This window comes from Dyella kyungheensis (assembly GCF_016905005.1).
Classification (GTDB): domain Bacteria; phylum Pseudomonadota; class Gammaproteobacteria; order Xanthomonadales; family Rhodanobacteraceae; genus Dyella; species Dyella kyungheensis.
The window spans coordinates 466,653-490,550 of sequence record NZ_JADIKC010000001.1; the positions used below are offsets into that span (position 1 = coordinate 466,653).

Genomic DNA, 23,898 nt, shown 5'->3' on the forward strand with positions numbered 1-23,898 from the left:
GAGGATTCGTTACTCAGTCGCCCGGAAACCATAGCGTGAAGCGGGTCATGCCGTGCGGCTGGCTGTCCACGCTGACCCGGCCGCCATGGAGTTCCATGATGCTTTTCACGATGGATAGGCCAAGGCCGGTGGAGTTCGCCGAGTCGTTGCGGGAGCGATCCACCCGGTAGAAACGGTCGAACAGCTGCGCCAGATGCTCGGGCGGAATGCCCTCGCCGGGGTTCTCCACGGCAATCATGACGGCGCCGTCGGATCGCTCGGCAAGCAGCGTAATCGTCTCCCCGGGCGGGGTATAGCGCAGGGCGTTGGACAGAAGATTTCCCACCGCCCTTCGGAAGAGGTCGCGATCCGCATGAACGGTCGCGCGCCCCTGCACCTTGATATGGACCCCGGCTTCCGAGGCCAACCCTTCGAAGTACTCGGTGATGCGCTCCAGTTCCGTGCCGACGTCGAGTGGCGCGCGCTGAAGTGCAAACTGAGGATTGTCCGCGCGGGCCAGGAACAGCACGCTTTCGATGGTGCGGCTGACGCGGTCGCACTCTTCGATGTTGGAGCCGAGCAGGGCCTGGTATTCGGCCGGTGTGCGCGGATGCGCGAGCGCCACTTCGTTGGTGCCGCGTAGGTTCCCGATGGGCGTGCGCAGGTCATGGGCGAGATCCACCGTGAATTGCCAGACGCGAGCGAAGCCGCCCTCGAGGCGATCGAGCATGTCATTCAAGGCGCCCGACAGCGCATGCAACTCGGCCGGCGCGTTGCCTGCCGTCAAGCGCTTGTGGAGGCTCTGCGCATGGATGGTGGCGGCATCGATGGCCATGGAGCGCAACGGTCGCAGTGCGCGGCGCACCAGCAGGTGGCTGAGCACGATCGCTGCGATCAGGCCGGCCAGCAGGCGCAGCGCCATGTCGCGCCGATAGTGCCGCAGCAGTGCTTCACGATCGGCAAGCGAGCGTGCCACGGCAATGGTCACGTGTGTACCGTCGCGCAGTTGCCCGGTCACCGCCACGCCCCGTATGGACAAGCCATGATCGTCACGCCACGTGCGCAGCATGCTGGTGAGGATTCGCTGCCCCGTGGGCACCGCGGGTTGCAGATCGACGGGGAAGCCCGTCGGGTTGTGGTCGGCAATGATCTGCCCTGTGTCATCGACGATGCGCAGTGCATTGCTGGGATCGCCCAGGACGCTGACCACCATGCGATCCTGATGGGCCTTCAGGTCGGCTATGGAGTCCAGCTCGGCGACAAACCGCCGTAGATGGCGAGCAGAGAGCACGAGGTTCGTCTCGTCCTGCGCATAGATGCGTTGCTCGGCCGCCCGGTACAGAAGCCATCCCACCAGAATGAAGCACACCGCCGTGATCACCGTGAAGGTGGCGGTGAGGCGCGTACTGAGGGAAAGGCTGCGCATCAGCCGGCCTCGCGGTCTTCGTCGAGCACGTAGCCCATGCCGCGAACGGTATGGATGAGTTTGAGGTCGTGGCCATCATCGATCTTCGCGCGCAAGCGGCGGATGGCGACCTCGACCACGTTGGTGTCGCTGTCGAAATTCATGTCCCACACGTAGGACGCGATCTGCGTGCGACTCAACACTTCGCCACGCCGTCTGGCCAGGAGCTGCAGCAATGCGAACTCCTTGGGCGTCAGATCGATGCGCTGGCCGCTTCGGCGCACGCGGCGGCGAACGGCGTCGATTTCCAGGTCGCCGATATGGACGTGCTCGATATCGCGCGGCGGGCCGCGGCGGAGCAGGGTGCGGATACGCGCCAGCAGTTCCACGAAGGCGAACGGCTTCACCAGATAATCGTCGCCGCCGAGTTCCAGCCCGCGCACGCGCTCTTCCAACTCATCGATGGCGGTGAGCAACAGCACCGGCGTGTCCTTCTTTGCACGAATACGGCGCAGCACCTCCCAGCCATCGATGCCTGGAAGCATGACGTCCAGTACGACCAGGTCATAAGCCTCTTCGAGCGCATGGTGCAAGCCGTCGATGCCGTTGGCCGCCACATCCACGGTGAAGCCGGATTCCTCGAGTCCCTTCTTCAGGTACTCGCCGGCCTTCTTCTCGTCTTCGATAACCAGCAGGCGCATGGGAACTCTCGCGTGGTGCCTGAACCGATCATACGCGGGGTGCCCCGGGAGCGTGATTACAGATTTGTCAGGAAGCCGTCAGGGGTGGGCAAGCACCGGAAATCTAGCCTTGGCATGACCTGATCTGTCCAAGGCGGAGCCCGTTATGTGGATCGTCCAACTGGCGCTACGGCGGCCATACACCTTCATTGTGCTGGCCTTGCTGCTGGCCATCATCGGTCCGCTCATGGTGCTGCGCACGCCGACCGACATCTTTCCCAACATCAATATCCCCGTGTTGAGCATCGTGTGGTCGTTCAACGGATTCTCCGCGGACGACATGGCCAACCGCATCACCACGCCCTACGAGCGCGCGTTGACCTCCGACGTGGACAATATCGAGCACGTGGAGTCGCAGACGGTCAACGGCGTGGCCGTGATCAAGGTGTATTTCCACGAAGGCGCGGACATCAATCGCGCCATTGCGGAAGCCTCGGCCAATGCGCAGTCGATTCTCCGGGTACTTCCGTCGGGCACGCTGCCGCCGCTGGTGATCTCGTACAACGCGTCCACCGTGCCGATCCTGCAGCTGGCGCTGTCCAGTCATTCGCTGCCGGAACAGCAGCTGTATGACCTTGGCAACAACTTCATCCGCACCCAGCTGGCCACCGTACAAGGCGCCGCCATCCCGTTGCCGTTCGGCGGCAAGGTGCGCCAGATCATGGTGGACATCGATCCGAAAGCCTTGCAGGCACATGGCCTTTCGCCGCTGGATGTGGTCAACGCGGTGAATGCGCAGAACCTGATCCTTCCAGGCGGCACCGCCAAGATCGGCGCGCTCGAGTACAACGTGAACCTCAACGGCAGCCCGACCTCGGTCGACGCACTGAACCTCATGCCGGTCAAGGCGACGAACGGCGGTGTCACCTATCTGCGCGACGTGGCGACGGTCCGCGATGGCTTCGCGCCGCAAACGAATATCGTGCGTGTGGACGGCACCCGGTCCGCCTTGCTGCAGGTGGAGAAGTCGGGCGATGCGTCGACGCTCGACATCATCGCTGCCGTCAAGGGTCTGCTGCCGAAGATTGCCGCGGGCCTTCCGAAAGCGCTCGACATCAAGCCGGTGTCGGATCAGTCGGTCTTCGTCAGCTCGGCCGTGGCGGGCGTCGTTCGCGAGGGCGTGGTGGCCGCGGGGCTCACGGCCATCATGATCCTGCTGTTCCTTGGCAGCTGGCGTTCGACGCTGATCATTGCGATCACCATTCCCTTGTCCGTGCTGACGTCGCTCATTGCGCTCTCCGTGCTCGGTCAGACCATCAACATCATGACGCTGGGTGGCCTGGCACTGGCCGTGGGCATCCTGGTGGACGATGCCACCGTGGCCATCGAGGCGATCAGTCACCATCGCGACATGGGCAAGTCGCTGCACGACGCGATCATCGACGCCTCGGCGCAGATCGCCTTGCCCACCCTGGTCTCGACGCTTTCCATCTGCATCGTGTTCCTGCCCATGTTCCTGCTCTCCGGTGTGGCGCGCTATCTGTTCGTGCCGCTGGCCGAAGCGGTGGTGTTCGCGATGCTGGCGTCGTACTTCTTCTCGCGCGCCCTCATCCCCACCCTGGCCATGTACATGCTCCGCAACGAGCGTGCTGCCCAGGGCGCAAAGAAGGAGCCGGGTGCACTCGGGAGGTTCCAGCAACGCTTCGAGCGCCGCTTCGAGAGCTTCCACGCCCGTTATGAAGGCGCGTTGCGGACGGTGCTTGCCCATCCTGGCCGCCTGGCCGTGACGTTCGCCATCGTGTGCGGTGGATCGTTGTTGCTGATTCCGTTCCTTGGGCGCGATTTCTTCCCGACATCCGATACCGGTGAGATCCGGTTGCACATGCGGGCCCACACGGGTACGCGCATCGAACAGACCGCTCGCCTGGTCGATCTGGTGGAGCAACGCATTCGCGTAGTCATCCCCCAGCGCGAGCTTGGCAGCGTGCTGGACAACATCGGTTTGCCGGTGAGCGGCATCAACATGACCTACGATTCGTCGCTGCCCGTGGGCTCGGCGGATGCGGACATCCTGATTTCCCTCAAGGCCGGTCACCGTCCCACCGAGGAATACGTCAGCGCGTTGCGCGATCATCTCAACAGCGAGTTCCCCGGGGTGACGTTCTCCTTCCTTCCGGCGGACATCATCAGCCAGACGCTGGATTTTGGCCTGCCTTCGCCCATCGATGTGCAAGTGGTCGGCAACGACAAGGCCGGCAACCGCAAGGTCGCCGAGGAATTGCTGGCCCAGTTGCGCCACGTTGACGGCCTGGTGGACCCGCGTATCCAGCAGCCGAACGACGCGCCGTCGATCAACGTGGATGTGGACCGTGTCAAGGCGATTGAAGCAGGCTTCCAGCAACGCACGATTGCGCAAAACCTGCTCATCGCCCTTTCCGGAAGCTCGCAGACGTCGCCCAACTTCTGGTTGAATCCGAAGAATGGCGTGAGTTATCCGTTGATGACGGAAGCGCCGCAGTACACCATCGATTCGCTGCAGGCCCTGGGCAATATTCCGCTGACGGCCGGCAACGCCAACACGCAAACGGCGCCGCCCATTCTCGCGTCCTTGAGTACGCTTAGCCGCACCGCGCAGGACGCTGTTGTGTCGCACTACAACGTGCAACCCGTCATCGACATTTTTGCGGGCGTGCAGGGGCGCGACCTGGGTTCCGTGGCGGGCGACATTGATCGTCTCGTGGCCGGCGTGAAGGGACATCTTCCCGCCGGCTCCAGTATCGCCGTGCGCGGCGAAGTGCAGACCATGCAATCGTCATTCAAGGGGCTGCTGCTTGGGCTCGCGTTCGCGGTGCTGCTGGTGTACGCGTTGATGGTGGTGAACTTCCAGTCGTGGACCGATCCCCTGATCATCATCAGCGGCCTTCCGGGTGCACTGGCCGGCATGGCCTGGATGCTGTTCGTGACGCGTACCACCATCAGCGTGCCGGCGCTCACCGGCGCGATCATGTGCATCGGCATCGCGACGGCCAACAGCATCCTGGTGATCAGCTTTGCGCGTGATCGCATCCGCGATGGTGCCACGCCGCTCCAGGCCGCTTTCGATGCAGGCAGCACGCGCTTCCGGCCGGTTCTCATGACGGCGCTGGCGATGCTCATTGGCATGCTCCCGATGGCGCTTGGCCTCGGTGACGGCGGTGAGCAGAACGCGCCGCTGGGGCGTGCGGTCATCGGCGGCCTGATGTTCGGCACCGTGGCTACGCTGGTGTTCGTGCCGGTGGTGTTCGCCGCCGTGCACGCATGGCTTGGCCGTCGCCAGAACAGCTTGCCAGTCCTTCCTTCCCCTAATCCGATGCCCTGACGGGAGAGTCACCATGAACGCGCTCACCCCATTTCAACCCTCTTCGCGGTCGCGTCTCCTGGTCGTGCTGCCGGTGGCCGCGGTATGTCTCGCGCTCGCTGTCGGCGGACTGCCGCGACTATCCGCGCACGCCGCCGTGGTGCGCCAGACAGCCACGCTCAGCACGCCTACCGTGGCTGTCGTCGCCCCCGGCCACGAGCCGCTGCAGCAGTCACTCGTGCTGCCGGGTGACGTGGAGGCATTACAGGAGGCCAGCATCTACGCACGCACCAGTGGCTATCTCGGTCACTGGCTGACCGACATCGGCACGCATGTCCACACCGGTCAGTTGCTGGCCCAGATCGAATCGCCGGAAGTCGATGCGCAGCTTGCACAGGCCCGCGCCGATGCGGCGACCGCGTCGGCCAACTACCAGATCGCCCGGGTCACCGCGTCTCGCTGGGAGGAAATGCTCAAGAGCAATGCCGTATCCCAGCAATCGAGCCAGGAAAACGTGAGCACCATGAGGGCCAAGCAGGCCATGCTCGCCGCCGCACAGGCGAACGTGGACCGGTTGCAGCAGCTGCAGTCGTTCGAGAAGGTTTATGCGCCCTTCGATGGCGTCATCACCATGCGCAATGTCGATGTGGGTGCGCTTATCGACGCCGGCAACGGCGGCACGCCTGCGGCGCTCTTCAAACTGGCTGAAACGGACAAGCTGCGCGTCTTCGTCAACGTGCCGCAGGACAATGCTGCCGATGTGGCGATCGGTGCCCGCGCAACGCTGACCTTGCCGCAGTATCCGGGAAGGTCATTCGTGGGAAGCGTGGCGCGAACCGCCGGCGCGATCGATCCGGTCAGCCGAACGCTGCGCGTGGAAGTGGACATGGACAACACCGATGGTGCCGTGCCGCCGGGCGCCTATGCGCAGGTCACGCTCGTGCTTACGTCCGCCAAGGCCATGCAGTCGCTGCCGGCGAATACGCTGTTGTTTCGACCGGCGGGCGTGCAGGTAGCCACGGTCGATGCCAAGGGTCTGGTGCGATTGGTGACCGTGACGCTGGGCCGGGACTTCGGAACGCGTGTGGAAATTCGCGCGGGCTTGAACGGCAATGAACGTGTGATCGTCAATCCGGGCGACGCAGTCAGCGACGGACAGTCGGTGCGCATCAACGCACACCCTGCCGATGCAACCTGAGCGAAGAGGACACAGCCATGCGTAACTCATTTCTTCCTCGCACCACTTGCGCGCTCGCCATCGCCGTCGGAACCACACTGATGGTGGGTTGCACGCCGGGACCGGCCTATGTGCGTCCGTCCATCCAGGTGCCCGATCAATTCAAGGAAAAGGCCACGGCAGCGACTGAAACGCAGCGCGCAGCGCCGGGCTGGGTTCCGGCCGACCCGGGCGATACGGCGATGCGCGGTGACTGGTGGACGCTGTTCGGCGACGACACGCTCAACGCACTGGAGGGGCGTGTCGATGGGGGCAATCAGTCCATTGCCAAGGGCCTGGCCAACCTGCAGGCCGCGAAGGCCGCGGCAAAGGAGGCGCGCGCCGCGTATTACCCGACTATCACGGCGGGTGTCGACGCCAATCGCAACCGTACCTCGCAAAATGTCGTGGGACGTTCATTGGCAGGGAAAACCGTCTCCGACTATGCCGCTGGACTGGATGTGTCGTGGGAGCCCGATCTGTTCGATCGCATCGGTCATCAGGTCGATGCCGCCACGGCCCGCTACCAGGCCGATCAAGCCGATCTTGCGTCGATTCGGCTGGCGATGCATGCGGAACTGGCCATCGATTATGTGGACCTCCGTGGCGTCGACGCGGAGACGGCATTGCTTCAACAAACCGTGGCCGACTACACGAAGGCACACGATCTCGTGCAGGTGCGCTTCAACGGCGGTATTGCATCGGAATCGGATCTGGCCGAGGCGGAAACGCAGCTGCAGGTAGCCAGCGCACAGCTGGTGGATCTCGGTGAGAGCCGCGCACGGTACGAACATGCCATCGCCATGCTGATGGGCGTGGCGCCGGCCGAGCTGTCGATTCCCGTATCTACGGCCGCCATCGCCATGCCGGCGGTTCCTGCGGGCCTGCCTTCGACCCTGCTGCAGCGGCGCCCCGACATCGCCGCTGCCGAGCGACGGGTAGCCGCCGCCAATGCCGATGTCGGTGAAGCCACATCCGCGTTCTTTCCCGACTTGTTGCTGTCTGCATCGGGCGGCGTGGAGGCGTCGCGGTTCACCCAATTGGCAACCTTGCCCAGCCGGTTCTGGGCGATTGGACCGGCACTCGTGAGCACGCTGTTCGACGGTGGCCGCCGCAAGCAGGAGTTGCACCAGGCCGAAGCCCGTGAAGAGGGCGCCGCCGCGGATTATCGGCAGACGGTGCTCTCGGCTTTCCAGGATGTCGAGGACAACTTGTCTTCGGTGCGGGTACTGAGCGACGAAGCCGGCACACAGCAACGCGCTGTAGCTGCCTCAGGTCTCGCCGAGAAGCTGGCACTTGCACGCTACAAGGCGGGAGCCACCGACTACCTTGAAGTGGTGACCACGCAAAGCGTGAGCCTCGATCAGCGACGCGTCTACGTCGAGCTGTCGCGGCGCGAACTGGAGTCGGACATCCGCCTGATCAAGGCCGTTGGAGGCAATTGGAGCGCCGATACACTCTCGAATGTCTCCACGAATGACGCGCCGCCTACAAGCTCCTCCGTAGATCGCCGTGAGCAAAAAAGAGTCGCTCCTTAGATCTGGCGGTCGCGCGATGGGGATGCGCTATCGCGGGTATCCAGATGACCCGAGGTGCGGAGCGCTGGTAACGCCCCGCACTTCGGGTGGGCGTCAAGGTGTTTGGGCGGGCGAAACAGGCAACTGCAGTGCCGCCCGAAGTTCGGCGCGCGCCGCCTGGTAGTCCGCCTGCCAGTCGGCCTGCTGCAGCAACTGCGCACCGATCACGGTGCCGGCAAGACGGCCGGCCTCCACGTCGCTCGGAAAATGCACGCCCATCACCACGCGATGCTGCGCGTACAAGTCGGCGCGGGCAAAAATCGCCGCGCGCTTTTCCGGCACCATGTTGGCCAGCAAGACGGCCGCGGTATAGCCGAAGGTGGCGTGTCCGCTCGGATAGCTCCAGTCGTCCGGCTTTTCCTGGGACAACGGATGCACCTGATCGGACGTCACCGGAGGACGGGCGCGTCGCCAATAAAGCTTGGCGTCCTTCACCTCGGCCTTGTCGAAGTCAGCGACGCGTCCAAAGAATAGGGCCGTCTTAGGCAAGGTCGCCGCTTGCATGGATAGACCGAGCGCATCCGCAAAGCGGAACACGGAACGTTCCATATCCGCTTTGGCCGCCGACTGTTCGGCGGACGTTCGCGATCGCTGTGCGGCGAGCACGGCCTGCAGATCCTGCGTGGCCGCCGCCGTCCCTGCTGCCGGGGGAGGCGGCAGCAGGGTCGATAGCGCGATAGACGTACGATCCGGAACGGTGCCGTCGGCCAGCGCGGGCTGGCCGATCAGCAACATCAACGACAACAGCGCAATACGTTTCATCAGAACAGATCAGCCGAAATGGTGAAGTTGAAGTTGCGCGCCGGAATGGTCCAGTACAGCGGCGTACTATCCGCCGCCGTGACGCCGGCCAGGGCGTTGATGTGGGTGTTGTTGAACAGATTGTTGAGCTGCACGCCGATCTTGATGTCCTTCACATCGCTGATGTGGGGATCGAACTTGTAGCTGGCGGCAAAGTTGGTGATCGCATAGCCGCCGATCGGCGTGTCATCTTCCGCGTTGGCCGTGTAGTAGGTCTTGCCGACGAACTTGTCGAACAGCGAGGCGTAGAAGGGACCGTCGCTGTAGATGAAGCCCAGTGCGGCGGTCTTGTGCGGCGTGTTCGCATTCCACTGGTTGTCGGTGGTCTGGATCGCACGATTGAGCGAGCCGTTGGCGTAGACGCTGAAGCCGGCGCCCAACAGATAGGTGCCCTCCAGCTCGAGGCCTTTGTAGTGCACGCCGCCACCGTTGTAGAACTCGGTGACGCCGCCGACCTTCTGGCTCTGGACGAAGTTGTTGAAGTCGATCTTGTACACATCACCCGACACCGTCAGGCGATCGTCGGTCCAGGTCGTGCCGAGCTGGATATTGGTGGTCTTCTCCGGCGCCACGGCGCTATCGGAAACCGCCGGATTGGGCACGTACAGCAGGTTGAGGTTGGGCGCCAGGTAACCCTTGGCCCACTGCGCATAAGCCGTCCAGTTCGAGCTGAAGTTGTAGTGGAAAGAGGCCGAAGGCAGGGTGGCATTCCACTTCTTGGAATAGTCCAGCGGCGTTTCGGTCTTCTGGTTGACCGTTGCGTTCAGATCGCGCTCGAAGTTGTTGTACTTCACGCCGCCGATGACATACGCATTGTCGGTGATGTTCCACTGGTACTCGACGAACGGCTGGATCGTCACCAGCGTGTCGGTCATGCGCCGATCCGCTGAAGCAAGCGCCAGCGAGGACGCGCCGGGCGCGATCACCGGATTGAGCTGGTTGATCGTATCGTCGAACTCATACAGCCAGCGGATGTCGTCCTGGTGGTCGTACCACACGCCGGCGCGCAATTCGCCCGGGCCCAGTTCCTTGCCCACGCGGAAGATGTCGCCCCACGAGCGGTTCGTGTTGCGCATGTGCTGGCCGGGAACGTCGGTGGCGCTATAGAACGTACCGTTCGGCGTTTCGCCATTCGGATCCAGGCCGTTGAAGCCGAAATGGTTGTAGCCGTACGTGTAGACCTTGTTGTCGATGGTCCAGCCGTCGAACGCCGAATGCAGGCCGATGTAACCGAAATTGGTGTTGATCTCGTCCTTGTTGTAGCGGTAGTAGGCCTGGCTGGCCGGATCGTCGTTCAGACCATAGTTGACGCCGTGCTGTGCAATCTGCGCCTTGGTGGCGCCGAACGGCACATACTGGTTCAGCTCGTTGTCCATGGCCACGAAGGTCAGCGTGGTGTTCTCGCCCAGGGGCTGCACCAGCTTGGCGAACACGGTCTGGCGACGCTGGCCGGCATAGGTGAGGTAGCCGTCCGACGAGCTGTTCTGCAGGTTGATCACCGCGCTGGTGCCGCTGCTGGTGAATGCACCCGTATTGATCGTTGCGCCTTCGATCGCCGTTTCCCAGCTGCCCAGGCTGATGTACGGGTTGATGCCGAACTGCTTCTGCGGATTGAGCGAATCCACCGAAATGGTGCCGCCGAAGGTGGCGTTGCCGAGCGTGCCGGCGGTGCCCGGACCGCGATCCACCGTCACCGAGTTGGTCTGCTGGTTGGTGAAGTACGAGGTGGAGTGGTGCGTGAAGTCGTTGGAATCCATCCACGGAATGCCGTCGAACGTCACGTTGTACTGGCCGTCCTGGAAGCCGCGGATGGAGACGACCGGCGCTTCCATCAGGCCCGAACCGTTCGGCGTCACGGTGTACACGCTCGGCGAGATCTGCGCGATGTCGGTGTAGTCGCCGGTCGGCGGAACGTTCTCCTGGATGTAGACGCGGCCGATGGTCGATTGCGGCTCGGTGGACACCATGGAGGCTTGCGATGGGGCGATCGTGGTCACCGTGTCGGTGCCGGTCACCTGTACGGCATCCAGACTCTTGGCCTGTTGGGGCGTGGCACTCGTGTCGGCGGTGGCGTTGTCGCCAGCCCATGCAGGGGAAGCGATGGCGGCGGCCAGGCAAAGAGCAAGCGTAGTGCGGGAGCGCCCGAATAGCGCCGAAATATGCCGTGTCATGGTGTGCCCGTTGTCGATTTTGGGGAGAGGCGACGTGGAGCGACACCGTAGTCACGGTAAATGACAATATGGCAACAAAATGATTATTCGATAATTAGAAAATAATCGTATTTTATTTCGCTAAGATAATCGTAAGATTTGTGAAATTGATTTTATAAGGTAAATCTAAGGATTATTAATTTTCTTTTATAAGCTCGTTATAAGGGATGGCGTGCAAAGGGGGGGGGCGCCTCGGGCGCGGCACTTTGTGGTGATGTCCTACGGGTTGTGGGCATAACACCGACAGCCCTGAGCCTCACGTTCGCCTGCGGCCACGCGGACGTCCATCTCGCTCAACCCTGACAGACGATGACAACCCGGCTTGCTACGGTCAGCCAGTCACTCGCGCTGTCGTATTGCACGGTCTCGCGAATGACCATGACTACCAAGTCATGAGGCGCGGGCCGTGAGTGGGCAAACACCCACGACCCGCTAACCATCACCAACTCATACGGAAGTTGATCATGGCTACCCGCGATCATACGGTACGCATTCGCTCGTCCGTTCCCCCTGACGACACCCTCACTCCTCCGCTTGGCGGCCCGTCATCCACGGCTGCGGCATGGCCCGAAACCCTGCGTCATGGCACTCGCAGTGCTCGCGGTGACATCGCCCTGGCGGTGCTCGCCCTCACGCGCTTGCGTATCGACAGCGGGCAGTGCCGCGTTGCGCAGGCGCGTGGATTCCCCGGCAGACCGCTGCCATGGCCGCTTCCCGCGGCCGTAACGGCCAGCCTGGGCACGGCCATCCACTGCCTCCAGCAGTACGCCCGCCTGCTCGGCGACGAGCCTCGAGTGACCACCACACGCCTCCGATGATCGCCGTTACGGCGCATCGGCCAGCATGGCGATGCGCCGCATTCGGACGATCACCGACGAAGCTGCCAAGCATTCACTGACACGGAGCGCTGTAAGCGCCTATCCGCTGCCCGGCCGTGTCCGACAGGGAGGAACCACCATGGAACTGATCCAACTCACCCCGCACTCGGAAGTAGACCCCTCGCAACCCCTGCGAGCCCCCGGCGACATCCTGCTGCACGCCTACCTAATCCCAAGCGCACTCAACCCCGCGCAACTCGCCCGCCGCACCGGCATACCCGCCCACCACATCAAAGCCTTCATCGCCGACACCCACCCCATCACCCCCCAGATCGCCATTCGGCTATCTCTGGCCTTCGACACGACCGCCTTCTACTGGCTGGCACTGCAGGCGCGGTACGATCTGGAAAGAGCGAAGCCGGTGGTCCGCGCTTACCGTCCCCTCGTTGATTAAAGACGATCGCACGACAAACGGAACGGAGATGGTTAAGTCCTACCGCCATTGCTCGAATTAACTACCTCCGTCCCGTTTGCTCTGTCTCATACGTTTCTGTCGAGAAAATGTTGAGGCGGCTCCAGAGAATTCCGGATGGAAAGGCTCGCTGATGGTTCTGCTAGCCTGCTTTGCAGGGGAAGGCATCTGATTGCCAATGTCTGCTTCCGACCCGTAGCAGGCGCTGGGTTCCATTGGGATGGCAGCGTCGTGAGGAGAGAACATGAAACTGATCAAGGAGATCAAGAGCTGCTTGGTTTTTAGCTGCGCTCTGTGGCTGCTTTCTGCGCAGGTTACTTATGCGCAAGTCCAGTCCGGCCAGATCGCGAGCACTCCAGAGCAAGCGTCGAAAGCTGACAAAGCCAAAGAGCTCGAGCAGCTCCGTCAGGAGGTTAAGAGCCGAATGGCCAACTTCCACCCCCGTCGAGGTGACCCTGGGCAGTCAAAGGCAATGGGGGCCTATGCGAAAGCTTGGATCGGTCGGGTGCAGGCCGTGGGCAATCGCAAATTCCTCGCCATGGCAGCAGGCGATAGGCAATATGGAAGTGTGTTGATTACGGCTGTGGTCAAGCGAGACGGAACGTTGTCATCCGCCAGCGTTGTGCGATCTTCCGGATTTCAGACGCTAGATGATGAAGCTTTAAAAGCTGTGTATGAGGCTTCGCCATTTGATCCTTTTCCATCGCAAGTTCAGGACATCGACGAGCTCTACATCACAAGAAGTTTTGACTTTGAGCATGGACATGGTGGGTGATCCGCAAAAGCGGGGTCAGGTTCATTTACGCCTTGGCTTTGGGCTCGAGAAGTGAACCTGGCCCCGTTTCCGCTTGGAAACCGGACAACGGTTTCTGAGGGGCATAATGTGCGCTTTCGACCCGAAGCGAACTTCACAGAACACCGAACGAACGTCTTTTTGACGAGTACGAAGGAGTATGCAATGCCCTCAAATCTCCGGTTGCCCATAAGGTGGCTGTTTGCTGTCGTTGCACTGATGCTGATCAGTGAAGCCGCAACTGCTGAGGAGGGAGATTTCAGTGCAGACTGCTCGGACGGTATCAGTGCCACTCGCAGCATCTATCCCGCAATGAAGGATGCACGTACGTTTCTTAGCGTTGAGAACATCAAGGCGTACCGGGCTACGATTTCAAAGAGGGCAGGGAAAATTTCGATTACTTTGGCGGGCGCTGATTTTGAGACGACGCTTGGTGGCGATGGCTGGAAGCAGGTCACACTATGGGATGACACTAAGCAGCTAGCTATCTCGGTAGAGAGGCCAGGACCTCACCCATCGATATCCGTCTATCGTTTAGATATTTCTGGCAGAGCAGGCCTGCTAACGACAACCATCGCGCGATTTGGACAGTCGCAGCCTGACATTGCGGAAGTAAGCGCTGTGAAGTGCGATATCACATACTAGGCTGCAAAGAAGAAGCGTCAGCTTTCGACCCAAAGCAGGCGTAAATTACGGGGGCTTATGTGCGTCCAAAACTGGGGTCAGAGTGGACTTTTCCGTCTGCTTGCATGGAAAGTCTACTCTGACCCCAGTTTTGATCGGTCCATTTACATCGCACCCGTTCGGCCAGGAGATGTGCTTACGGTATGGCGACACTGACATACAGAAGCATGAGTTCTTGGCGCTCGGCACAGCGAAGACCATCGCGATGTTAGTAGAAAGCTCATTAAATTGAGTAGAGCGAGATGAACGTCTCCAACCCTTAGCCGAAACGCCCTTGCTTGGCCATGAGCACGGCTGCCTATGTAGTTCTACTGGCTTTCAGCGCAGTATCATTTCCCTTTTCCCGTTCATATGCCGATGCGCGTGCCTCGGGCACCGCATCGAAGTCGGGATCGGTAGAACAATATGTGTCGAGCCTTCTCACCCCGTTCTTTGGCACGCTGATGCAATACGGCTTCGATGCCAACCGTACCTAGGCCAGGCCCCGGCCGCCGACCAATCAGACGCGATTTGTGGCTACAGCCGGCTCCAGATGTCGTCGTCGTGCATCGCGCGATGAAACCTTCGTGAAGGCGATGCTGCGCGGCGTGGAAGAGTAGAATCAGGCTTCGCTCGCAGGTAGGAGGTCCCTGATGTCCGACCAGTCCGATGACGCGGGTACGATCCAGGTACTGCTCGAACGGCTCGTGAAGTTCCGGCTACCCAGGACGCTCGCGATAAAACAGCGAATCGACAGCGGCGAGCGCCTAAGTGACACCGAACTCGAATTTCTGAAAGATGCGCTCAAAGATGCCAAGGACGCGGAGAAGTTCGTTGTGCGGAATCCGGAGTTCCATACATTGGGTGCGCGGATCGCCCAGCTCTATGGCGAAATCATCAATAAAGCCGTCGAAAATGAGAAAGGCGTGCGATGAAGCGCGCGCATCTTGTAGCCGACTGTGCGGCGATGCCGACACGGAGGTTGAGGCGCAGGTGAGGGCGATGTTCGTCCCACTTTGGTTGACGTCATCTTGGACCTCGATCATTGGTCGCAGCAGAGCGTGGTCGAGACGGTACATCGCGGCTGCGGGGAGAGATGTCCGCTGCTCGCGCGTCCGAACTCGGTAGTGGACTTTTGCGGACGCAATTGGAAATACCCTCGGCGAAGAGCGTGTACTTCGATCTGGAGGTGGCGGGTGAACGGTTGAGATCACTGCAGGCGAGCACGACCCACAGTGGAGCAAACGACATGAAACGCGACGAACAAGACGACTCTGCCGGCGCAGAGCCGCAAAAGATGAAGCGGAAGGAATACGAGGCAGAGCTGGAGAGGCTGCACGTCGAGCTGGTCAAGCTGCAGCTGTGGGTTGTCGCCAAAGGCCTCAAGGTTTGCGTGGTATTTGAAGGGCGCGATACGGCCGGGAAAGGCGGGACGATCAAGGCCCTGACGGAGCGGGTAAGTCCTCGGGTGTTCCGCGTCGTGGCGTTGCCCGCGCCGACGGATCGCGAGAAGAGCCAGATGTATGTGCAACGCTATATGGAGCACATGCCGGCAGCCGGGGAGATCGTGATCTTCGACCGTAGCTGGTACAACCGCGCGGGTGTTGAACGTGTCATGGAGTTCACGCCGGAAGCAAAGGTGCGCAGGTTTTTGCAGGTTGCGCCGCTCATGGAGAAGGCGATCGTTGAGTCGGGCGTTGTCCTTTTGAAGTATTGGCTGGAAGTCAGCGAAGCGGAGCAAACCCGGCGACTGAAGGAGCGGGCGAATGATGGACGCAAGCTCTGGAAGCTCTCGCCGATGGACCTGAAGTCGTATGGCCGGTGGTACGACTACTCGCGAGCCCGGGATGAGATGTTCGCCGCGACCGATACCCCGTATGCGCCGTGGTACGTGGCGCGGACTGACGACAAGCGTCGTGGACGTCTCAACATTATCCGGCACGTGCTCGACAAAGTGCCCTATAAGGAAGTGCCGCGCGAGAAGATTACATTCCCGAAGCGGCAGAAGCGCGGCGACTACGTCGAACCGGACTATCCATTCAAGTACGTAAAGGAACAGTACTGAGCGCAGGTGGCGACCGCGCATGTCTGAGCTTGCGCTCCACTCTATAAAGGACAAAGCATGAACGGCTGGTCGCGTTGGCTACCCGGACTGCAAATCGCCCGCCAATACCAAGCGGCCTGGCTGGCGAACGATTTGATGGCCGGCCTCGTGCTGACCACCATGCTTGTCCCGGTCGGCATTGCCTACGCCGTGGCTTCGGGTGTCCCGGGCATCCATGGCCTGTATGCCACGATCGTCCCGTTGCTAGCCTATGCTGTGTTCGGCCCGAGCCGCATTCTCGTGTTGGGGCCGGATTCTTCACTCGCCGCGGTGATTCTGGCGGTCGTGCTCCCCCTGTCTGCAGGCGATCCGATACGCGCCGTGGCCGTCGCCAGCTTGATGGCGATAGTGTCTGGCCTGGTGTGTACCTTGATTGGAGTCATGCGCCTGGGATTTGTCACCGAGTTGCTCTCGAAGCCGATTCGCTATGGCTATATGAACGGCATTGCGCTCACGGTGCTCATCAGTCAGCTACCCAAATTGTTTGGCTTTTCCATCGATAGTGCCGGGCCGCTGCGCAACCTAATACGGATTATCCAAGCGATTGTGGGAGGTCAGGTCAATTGGTCTGCGTTCCTGGTTGGCATCGGCACTCTCACGCTGATCTTGTTTCTCAAGCGTTGGAAGCGCGTTCCCGGACTTCTGATTGCCGTTGTAGCCGCCACGATCGTGGTCGGTTCGTTCGGCCTGGCCGACAGCGCCGGAATCAAGGTGCTTGGTCCACTCCCACAAGGCCTGCCATCATTTGCAATGCCATGGATCGGTGTGGCTGATCTTGGCCAGGTGGTGATCGGCGGCTGCGCCGTGGCCATGGTAGCGTTCGCCGATACCAGTGTCCTGTCGCGCACGTATGCGGCCAAGACCCGCGCTGTAGTCGATCCAAATCAAGAAATGATCGGCCTGGGCGTCGCGAACCTGGCGGCTGGTCTTTTCCAGGGATTTCCGATCAGCAGCAGCTCGTCGCGCACACCAGTCGCCGAAGCCGCGGGCGCGAAGACTCAGCTTGCAGGTGTGGTCGGTGCCTTGGCGGTAGCGCTCTTGCTGCTACTGGCACCGGACCTGCTGGAGGACTTGCCCAGCAGCGCGCTGGCGGCGATTGTGATCGCCGCGGCGATCGGCTTGTTCGAGTTCAATGATCTGCGCCGCATCTTCCGCATCCAGCCGTGGGAATTCTGGCTTTCGATTGCTTGCTTCGTCGGCGTAGCGGCCCTCGGAGTGATTCCCGGCATTGGCATTGCGATCGCCATCGCGATTATCGAATTTCTCTGGGACGGATGGCGCCCGCACTATGCCGTGATGGGCCGAGTCGACGGCATCAGGGGCTATCACGATATCAAGCGTTATCCTTCGGCTCGCCTTATTCCAGGTCTGATCCTGTTCCGCTGGGACGCGCCGCTCTTCTTCGCCAATGCCGAGTTGTTCCATCAGCGCATACTCGAGGCGGTGGCGCAATCGCCAACACCGGTGCGACGAATTGTCGTTGCCGCAGAGCCGGTCACCAGCATTGATGTGACCTCAGCGGACATGCTCGCCGAGCTGGAAGGGGCTTTGCGCGAATCTGCCATCGAACTTCGATTCGCCGAGATAAAAGATCCCGTCAAGGAAAAGCTGAAACGCTTCGCGCTACTAGAGCGGTTCGGCACGCTCCATCCCACCATCGGTTCCGCCGTAGACGCCTACCTTGAGGAATATAAGGTGGACTGGAAGCCGTAAAGAGAAGCCGTCACTGTCCGTTGAGCAGCTGCCTACAGTGGGCACCTGTCGTATTGGCACTGTGTCGCGAGGGCGCGCTTACCCGGGCAGATTCAGCGTATTGGAGGGCGATTGAATGTCGCCGGTAGAGGCGTTTGCCGACGCAGGAAGCGACGCTTATTCCGCGGCTGCTCCGGACTGATGCCAGGCAACTTGGGATGTTCCATAAGCTGGCTTCAGGTCTGCTTCCGATCCATAGCAGACCTTTCGTGAGCCACTAAGGCGAGGCCAAGCTTAGCCTTTGGCCTGCCGCAATCGATCCCTCAATTGCCCAAGCTCCTGTGTGTCTCTTGGCCAGCTGAGGCCGCTGACACCAATGTTTGTAGAACCGGCACGTACATTGGTGTCATGCCCACACGGACCGAGATGCCCCCATGACTTCATACCCATGCACTACTGTGAACTTCACACTATTGTTCACTCCAAGATGAGTGGCAGTGCGGGTGGGCCGTGGAAGACAACAGCAGCCATCTGAAGAAATTCCAGAAGGAGCTGTCGGCGGGCACCGTGTCGTTGGTGCTGCTGGCGGTGCTGGGGCAGACGCGGCAGCCGATGTATGGCTACCAGATCGCCAAGCGCCTGGAAGAAGTGGGCGAGGGCGTGCTTGCGGGCAAGCAGAGTGCGCTATACCCCGTGCTGCGCAACCTCGAAGGGGCAGGTTTGTTGGCGAGCGAGGTGGAGCCCTCCGTCAGTGGGCCGCCGCGGCGCTATTACCGCATCACGAAGCAAGGGCGCGAGGTGTTGCGCGACTGGGTGAACGCCTGGTCGGCCACGCGCGATTCCGTCGATGGCGTTTTGCAAGGAGGGGTGTAATGAACGCACCACGCACGATTGCCGAATATCTGAATCAACTGCGCGCTGCGCTCAAGGGCGCGGACCGTGCGTTGATCCAGGACGCACTGTACGACGCGGAAGAACATTTGCGGGCCGAACTGGCCGACAACCCGCAGCGCAGCGAAGCCGACATGCTGGCGCATGTGGTCAGCACGTACGGCGCACCGGAAGAAGTGGCTGACATCTACCGCGACCAGGAGATCAAGATCCAGCGCGCGTTGCGTCCGCCGCCGATGCCGCGGCGCCGCTCGGTGCTCGGACGCTTCTTTGGCGTGGCCGCCGACTCCCATACCTGGGGTGCGCTGTTCTACATGATCCTGGCGCTGGCCACCGGCATCTTCTATTTCACCTGGGCGGTGACGGGCATTTCGTTGTCGCTGGGTCTGTCGGTGTTGATCATCGGCGTGCCGTTCGCCATTCTTTTCCTGGGCACCGTGCGTGCGTTGTCGCTGATTGAAGGGCGCATCGTCGAAACCATGCTCGGCGTACGCATGCCGCGCCGGCCGCCGTATCCGTCCAATGGAGGCAAGTCGTTCTGGCAGCGCGTGGGTGCGATCTTCACTGATGGACGCACCTGGACCACGATCTTCTACATGATGTTGATGCTGCCCCTGGGCATCATCTATTTCACGCTGACCATCACGTTCCTGAGCATCTCGCTGGCCTTCATCGGCACGCCGATCCTCAAGGCGCTGAGCGCGTACGACGTGATCTATCTGCAATGCGGCATCCCGCACTGGCTATGCGACAACAACTATTGGCCGTTGGCCGTGCTGACCTGTATCGCTGGCGTGTTCCTGTTGTTTGCCACGCTGCACATGGTGCGCGGCCTGGGCAAGCTGCATGGCGCCATCGCCAAGGGCTTGTTGGTGCGCAGTGTGAGCGAGGCGGCCTGAGGCTCAGACCAGTTGGAGATCCTTGGGGTGCGCGCCGGGAAATACCAACTGTGATTGGCTATTGGACAAGCCCCACATGCGTCCCATCAGTCCGGCCAGCACGTCGCGGTAGTTGTTGAGCACCGGATAGTCGCGGTTCTGCAGCAGGCTTTGCGCGTTCACGGCAAGCTGCTGACCCGCGATGCGTCCGCCATTCACCTTGCCGCCCAGCACCCAATACACGGTGCCGTGACCGTGATCGGTGCCCTTGTTTCCGTTCTCGCGGAACGTGCGGCCGAATTCGGAAACGACCACCACCACCGTGTTGTTCCACTCGTCGCCCAGGGCATCGGCGTACGCGGCGAGACCTTTGCCCAGATTGGCGAGGTTGTTGGCCAGCTGGCCGGTGGTATTGCCTTGATTGACGTGCGTATCCCAGCCGCCCACATCCACGAAGCCGAGGCGATACTGGTCGCGCATCATGGTGGCGATGCGCTGGGTTTCATCGGCAAAGTTCTTCGCGTTCGGGGCGCCGCGATTGGCCTTCACCATCTCGTCCTGCAGTTCCTTGGAAACGGTCTGGCGCAGCTCCAGGCCGTCGGCCGCTGCGGAAGCCAGCGTGGTATTGCGATACATGCCGGCGAGAATGCCCGCCTGCCGATCGTCGTACACCGGCTTGGGATTGCCGCGCAGTGAGATATTGGGAATGTCGCGGCCGCTGCCCTGGAACGACAGTGGCAGCGCGTCGGTAAAGGCGATGGAGGGCACGCTGGCCATCTGCCCCGACAGTCGCGCCATGAAACCCGAGCGATAGTTGCTGCGCTGCTCCGACGGTTCGCCCGATTCGATATTGTCCTGCGTTTCGAAATGGCTGCGCGACATGTCGTCGGTGCCGGCAAACGGGATGAAGGCTAGCTGGCGTTTCTGCCACAACGGATAGATGGAATCGCGCAACACGGGGTTGAGTCCCCAGTTGCTGTCCAGCGCGATGGCGCTGTTGGCGTTGCCCGGATCAGGCTTGGCAATGGCCAGCGTGGGACGCGATTCGTAGTAGAAATCGCTGCTGTAGGGCACCAGCAGGTTGTTGCAGTCGTATCCGCCGCGCAGGAAGACCAGCAGGAAGCGCGGGCTATTCGCCGGTTGGGCAAACAACTTGCCCGAGAACGACAGGGCCGGAGCAGCGACGGCGGCGGTGGCGGCAGCGAGCAGGAATTCGCGGCGTTTCATGGCTACCTCAGCGGTAATTGAAGTCGGGTGAGGAGAGCAGGAAGGTGTTCCATTCCTGCTGCGTCGTGGCCTTGGCGAGTGCGTCGCGCGTGGGCGCGCTGAGCTTGGGCTCGAACGTGTCGTAGTAAAGGCGCGTGGTGAGCAGGGGGAAGTCGCCGCCGCTCTTGGGCTGGCCTTCGGGCGTCAGCAAGCGGTTGTTGCCGGAGCCGATCGCGCCGGCGATCTCGAAGCGTTTGGCCATCTGCCCGGAACTCGACCAACCGGTACTGTCTAGCGGCCAGCCATCGGGCGTCAGGCGGCCGAACACCGGCTCGCCCAGCTGGTTGAGCCAGTTGAGCAGCGGCTTGGCATTGGCGATGGGCTTGCCGTCGTAAGCCATGCGCACCGAGGACACCACGAACTGCATGGGGTCCTTGAACTTCTTGCCGTAGCTGGCGGCCAGCTCCTTCGAATCGAACATCGTGCGCAGCACTTCGGCGATATCGCCGTCGGTGCGCTGGAACGTGCGCGCCATCTTCGCCACCAGTTCGGGCGATGGATTGTCGGAGACGAAGTATTCGGCGATCTTCTTCGAGACGAACTGTGCGCAAGCCGGTTGCTTGGTGATCAAGTCCACCGCTTGGGTGATCTCATCGAAACCGCTGCCCTTGATGGTATGACCCAACAACACCTTGTCGCTGAAGTCGTGCCGCTTGGGATTGAACTCGAACATGCCGTTGCGCACGACCATCTCGGCCACGCGCGGACGCATGGCGCCGGGATCGCGCAGCGGCGCCACACCGGCACCGGTGAGAACCAGCGCCAACTGCTGCACATCCTGCTGCGTATAACCCGAGCCCACGCCCAGCGTGTGCAGTTCCATCAGCTCGCGGGCATAGTTTTCGTTGATGTGGCCCTTGGCGTTCTGCGCGTTGTCGAGGAACTCCATCATGGCCGGGCTTTGCAGCGTGGCCATCACCAGGTCGCGGAACTTGCCCAGCGCGTGCGGACGAATCGTGTTCTGCACGTAGTCTGCGGCCACCCAGCGCACGCGTCCCTTGGCGCCGTAGACGCTGAAGTGGTTGAGCCAGAACCACACCATCTGTTCCTTCAGCTGGTTGGGCCCGTAGATGGCGTGCAGCATCTCGATCTGTTGCGCCTGCTGCAGCAGGTCGTTGGCGTGTTGCTGCTGGGCTTTTTTGGCGGCGGTCTTGTCGTCGCCATCGGGCATGTTCTTGATCTTTTCCTGCTCGTCGCGCAGGTTGGTCAGCAGTTGCTCCGTGGGCGTATTGCCCGCCTCGTAGGAGTTGACCAGGGCCGTGATGGGCGGGGGCAGGTCATCGTTGATGCGCCCGTCCAATTGGCGATCGAGCAGGTGCGAGCGGCCCAGGTCGCGATACAGGGCGACGGTGGCGCTGTCGAGTTCGAAGCTGTCCCGGCGCAGCCAATCCACGTCGTCCGGCGAGAGCGTGCGGGCATCGCGCGCTGCTGCGGAGCCGGAGGCCAGCACCAGCAACATGCTGCATGCCGCCATCCAGGGACGAAGACCGAGGTACGAGGTATCACGCATGCGTCAGGGTTCCTGATGACGAAGGTGTCGACGGTAGGCATGGGAACGCGGTGCAGGGTGCGAGGGATTACGAACAGGCGACCGGTAACGCGATTTTGTTCGGCGCGGATTCATGCGCTGCGGCCGTTTGTTGGATTTTCGTCATGCTCACGAAAGCCCGGCATCGACCGTCGCCGTCGGCCGCATGGTCGATGCTTCACTCCTGCGGTGCTGTGATGCGCTGCGGATTTCGTCCCGCAGGTCTTTGGCGGCAGGCGTTCGGGAGGCGTCGACGCGTGTTTCAGAACTCGTCGACGAACTCGACGACGGCGCCGAGCAGGGAAGCTTCCACTTCGGTGACGGCTCGCACGGCATCGCCATGCAATCGATCGGAGGCAAGCACCTCGATCATGAAGAGTTCGCTGCCATTGTCATCGGTCAGTTCGTTGGAACTGGAATCGTCACGCGCGTACGCGGTTTCATCGTCGAGCTCTTCGACGCGCTCGATGCCGTCGATGCCATGAAGGACGGTGAGCAAGGTGTCGGCATCTTCACGGCTGCCGGTCATGCGGATGCGGATAGTGGTCATGGGGGCGGCTCCTGCTTCCTGCGCCCCTATGCTGCGAGAATCGATGTACAGGCCAGGTGAGAGCCAGGGCTACGTTACTATTCATGCCTACGCCGGAGACCCGCCTGTGCCCAAGATTTACGACCGCGCTTATTTCGACAAGTGGTATCGCCATCCGGACCATACGGTGGCCTCGCCCGCCGAGTTGCGCCGCAAGATCGCCATGGTCATCGCCCAGGCGGAGTACTACCTCGGGCGACCCGTGCGCTCGGTGCTCGACGTCGGCTGTGGCGAGGGCGTGTGGCGCGCACCCTTGCTCAAGTTGCGGCCCGGCTTGCTGTACCAGGGCATCGATGCGAGCGAGTACGCGGTGGCGCGTTACGGCCGCGCACGGAACATCGGCCTGGCCAGCTTCGGACAGCTGGAATACCTGCGCTTCGACCAGCGTTTCGACGTGATCGTTTGCACCGACGTCTTGCACTACCTCAAGCCCGCCGAGATCCGCGCCGGCCTCGGCGGCATCAGCGACATGCTGGAAGGCGTGGCCTTCCTTGAAGTGTTCACCAGCAAGGATGGCGTGGATGGCGACATGGACGGGTTCCATTCGCGTGCGCCGTCCTGGTATCTGAAGGCGTTCAACGAAGCGGGGCTGATGCCGTGCGGGTCGCATTGCTATCTGGGGCCGCGGTTGGAGCGGCGCGTGGCGGCGTTGGAGCGGGCGCAGTCCGCCGTTTGAAAACACCCCTCCCGTGTGGGAGCGCACCCTGTGCGCGACAAACCTACGGAGCGATACATCCAGGCGTGGCGGTCGCGCACAGGGTGCGCTCCCACAGTGATTGCAGCCATGAGTTGCTGCAGTCCGCTCATAAAAAAAGGCCGCCTTTGGGCGGCCTTTTCGCAACCCGTTTCTAGTTACCTTGTGGGAGCGCACTTGTGCGCGACAAGCCTACGTAGCGATAACGCTGCAGTTCACCCGTCGCGCAACTGCACTCCCACAGGGTTGCCGGGTTCGGCCATGAGTCACCGCACCTCACGACGCAAAAAGGCCGCCTTTCGGCG

At 61.7% G+C, this 23,898-nt stretch carries 20 protein-coding genes; 13 read left to right on the forward strand and 7 right to left on the reverse strand.

The window, feature by feature from the left end:
* Window positions 1-13: 13 nt before the first annotated feature.
* Together ISP20_RS02210 and ISP20_RS02215 are read right to left on the reverse strand one after the other, a co-directional pair.
* A complete protein-coding gene (locus ISP20_RS02210; RefSeq protein ID WP_204634422.1) occupies window positions 14-1,405 on the reverse strand; it encodes a heavy metal sensor histidine kinase in 1,392 nt (463 codons plus the stop codon).
* On the reverse strand, window positions 1,405-2,085 hold the full coding sequence (locus tag ISP20_RS02215) for a heavy metal response regulator transcription factor (protein WP_204634423.1): 681 nt from the start codon (window positions 2,083-2,085) through the stop codon (window positions 1,405-1,407). The genes ISP20_RS02210 and ISP20_RS02215 overlap by 1 nt, the downstream gene beginning before the upstream one ends.
* A gap of 145 nt (window positions 2,086-2,230) precedes the next feature.
* Here ISP20_RS02215 and ISP20_RS02220 point away from each other — a divergent pair, with 145 nt between their 5' ends.
* From ISP20_RS02220 to ISP20_RS02230, 3 genes are read left to right on the forward strand one after another with little or no spacing between them, the layout of a single operon-like run.
* On the forward strand, window positions 2,231-5,422 hold the full coding sequence (locus ISP20_RS02220) for an efflux RND transporter permease subunit (RefSeq protein WP_204634424.1): 3,192 nt from the start codon (window positions 2,231-2,233) through the stop codon (window positions 5,420-5,422).
* A 13-nt stretch (window positions 5,423-5,435) separates the two neighbouring features.
* Window positions 5,436-6,599 carry an efflux RND transporter periplasmic adaptor subunit gene (locus tag ISP20_RS02225; protein WP_204634425.1) on the forward strand — a complete coding sequence of 388 codons (1,164 nt, stop codon included), beginning with the start codon at window positions 5,436-5,438 and terminating at the stop codon, window positions 6,597-6,599.
* 17 nt (window positions 6,600-6,616) lie between these two features.
* Window positions 6,617-8,155 (forward strand): efflux transporter outer membrane subunit, encoded by a 1,539-nt coding sequence (locus tag ISP20_RS02230; protein WP_204634426.1) that lies wholly within the window; start codon window positions 6,617-6,619, stop codon window positions 8,153-8,155.
* 93 nt (window positions 8,156-8,248) lie between these two features.
* Here the strand turns inward: ISP20_RS02230 and ISP20_RS02235 are convergent, their stop codons facing one another.
* Window positions 8,249-8,956: a phosphatase PAP2 family protein gene (locus ISP20_RS02235; protein WP_204634427.1), complete on the reverse strand. Its 708-nt coding sequence runs from the start codon at window positions 8,954-8,956 to the stop codon at window positions 8,249-8,251.
* Window positions 8,956-11,166, reverse strand: coding sequence for a TonB-dependent receptor (locus ISP20_RS02240; RefSeq protein ID WP_204634428.1), 2,211 nt, complete (start codon window positions 11,164-11,166; stop codon window positions 8,956-8,958). The genes ISP20_RS02235 and ISP20_RS02240 overlap by 1 nt, the downstream gene beginning before the upstream one ends.
* 503 nt (window positions 11,167-11,669) lie before the next feature.
* On the opposite strand from ISP20_RS02240, the gene ISP20_RS02245 reads away from it, so the two are divergent.
* From ISP20_RS02245 to ISP20_RS02285, 9 genes are all read left to right on the forward strand, one after another.
* Window positions 11,670-12,023, forward strand: coding sequence for a hypothetical protein (locus tag ISP20_RS02245; RefSeq protein WP_204634429.1), 354 nt, complete (start codon window positions 11,670-11,672; stop codon window positions 12,021-12,023).
* Window positions 12,024-12,162: 139 nt separating this feature from the next.
* Entirely contained in the window at window positions 12,163-12,477 is a 315-nt protein-coding gene (locus ISP20_RS02250; protein WP_204634430.1) for a HigA family addiction module antitoxin, read from the forward strand.
* A gap of 262 nt (window positions 12,478-12,739) precedes the next feature.
* Window positions 12,740-13,270 carry an energy transducer TonB family protein gene (locus ISP20_RS02255; RefSeq protein WP_204634431.1) on the forward strand — a complete coding sequence of 177 codons (531 nt, stop codon included), beginning with the start codon at window positions 12,740-12,742 and terminating at the stop codon, window positions 13,268-13,270.
* Window positions 13,271-13,453: 183 nt separating this feature from the next.
* Window positions 13,454-13,933, forward strand: coding sequence for a hypothetical protein (locus ISP20_RS02260; protein WP_204634432.1), 480 nt, complete (start codon window positions 13,454-13,456; stop codon window positions 13,931-13,933).
* 671 nt (window positions 13,934-14,604) lie between these two features.
* Window positions 14,605-14,886, forward strand: coding sequence for a hypothetical protein (locus tag ISP20_RS02265; RefSeq protein ID WP_204634433.1), 282 nt, complete (start codon window positions 14,605-14,607; stop codon window positions 14,884-14,886).
* 314 nt (window positions 14,887-15,200) lie between these two features.
* Complete coding sequence (ppk2, locus tag ISP20_RS02270) at window positions 15,201-16,016, forward strand: polyphosphate kinase 2 (protein WP_204634434.1); 816 nt, start codon at window positions 15,201-15,203, stop codon at window positions 16,014-16,016.
* A gap of 57 nt (window positions 16,017-16,073) precedes the next feature.
* Window positions 16,074-17,768, forward strand: a complete 1,695-nt coding sequence (locus ISP20_RS02275; protein WP_204634435.1) for a SulP family inorganic anion transporter — start codon at window positions 16,074-16,076, stop codon at window positions 17,766-17,768.
* A gap of 489 nt (window positions 17,769-18,257) precedes the next feature.
* Window positions 18,258-18,620 (forward strand): helix-turn-helix transcriptional regulator, encoded by a 363-nt coding sequence (locus ISP20_RS02280; RefSeq protein WP_204634436.1) that lies wholly within the window; start codon window positions 18,258-18,260, stop codon window positions 18,618-18,620.
* Window positions 18,620-19,537 (forward strand): sensor domain-containing protein, encoded by a 918-nt coding sequence (locus tag ISP20_RS02285; protein ID WP_204634437.1) that lies wholly within the window; start codon window positions 18,620-18,622, stop codon window positions 19,535-19,537. The genes ISP20_RS02280 and ISP20_RS02285 overlap by 1 nt, the downstream gene beginning before the upstream one ends.
* A 3-nt stretch (window positions 19,538-19,540) precedes the next feature.
* On the opposite strand, the gene ISP20_RS02290 is transcribed toward ISP20_RS02285, so the two are convergent.
* The 3 genes from ISP20_RS02290 to ISP20_RS02300 all read right to left on the reverse strand — a co-directional run bounded on the left by ISP20_RS02290 (window position 19,541) and on the right by ISP20_RS02300 (window position 22,860).
* Window positions 19,541-20,743: a DUF1501 domain-containing protein gene (locus ISP20_RS02290; RefSeq protein WP_204634438.1), complete on the reverse strand. Its 1,203-nt coding sequence runs from the start codon at window positions 20,741-20,743 to the stop codon at window positions 19,541-19,543.
* A 7-nt stretch (window positions 20,744-20,750) separates the two neighbouring features.
* Window positions 20,751-22,292: a DUF1800 domain-containing protein gene (locus ISP20_RS02295; RefSeq protein WP_204634439.1), complete on the reverse strand. Its 1,542-nt coding sequence runs from the start codon at window positions 22,290-22,292 to the stop codon at window positions 20,751-20,753.
* Window positions 22,293-22,572: 280 nt separating this feature from the next.
* Window positions 22,573-22,860, reverse strand: coding sequence for a hypothetical protein (locus ISP20_RS02300; protein WP_204634440.1), 288 nt, complete (start codon window positions 22,858-22,860; stop codon window positions 22,573-22,575).
* A 106-nt stretch (window positions 22,861-22,966) separates the two neighbouring features.
* On the opposite strand from ISP20_RS02300, the gene ISP20_RS02305 reads away from it, so the two are divergent.
* A complete protein-coding gene (locus ISP20_RS02305) occupies window positions 22,967-23,575 on the forward strand; it encodes a methyltransferase (protein ID WP_204634441.1) in 609 nt (202 codons plus the stop codon).
* The last annotated feature ends 323 nt before the right edge of the window (window positions 23,576-23,898 follow it).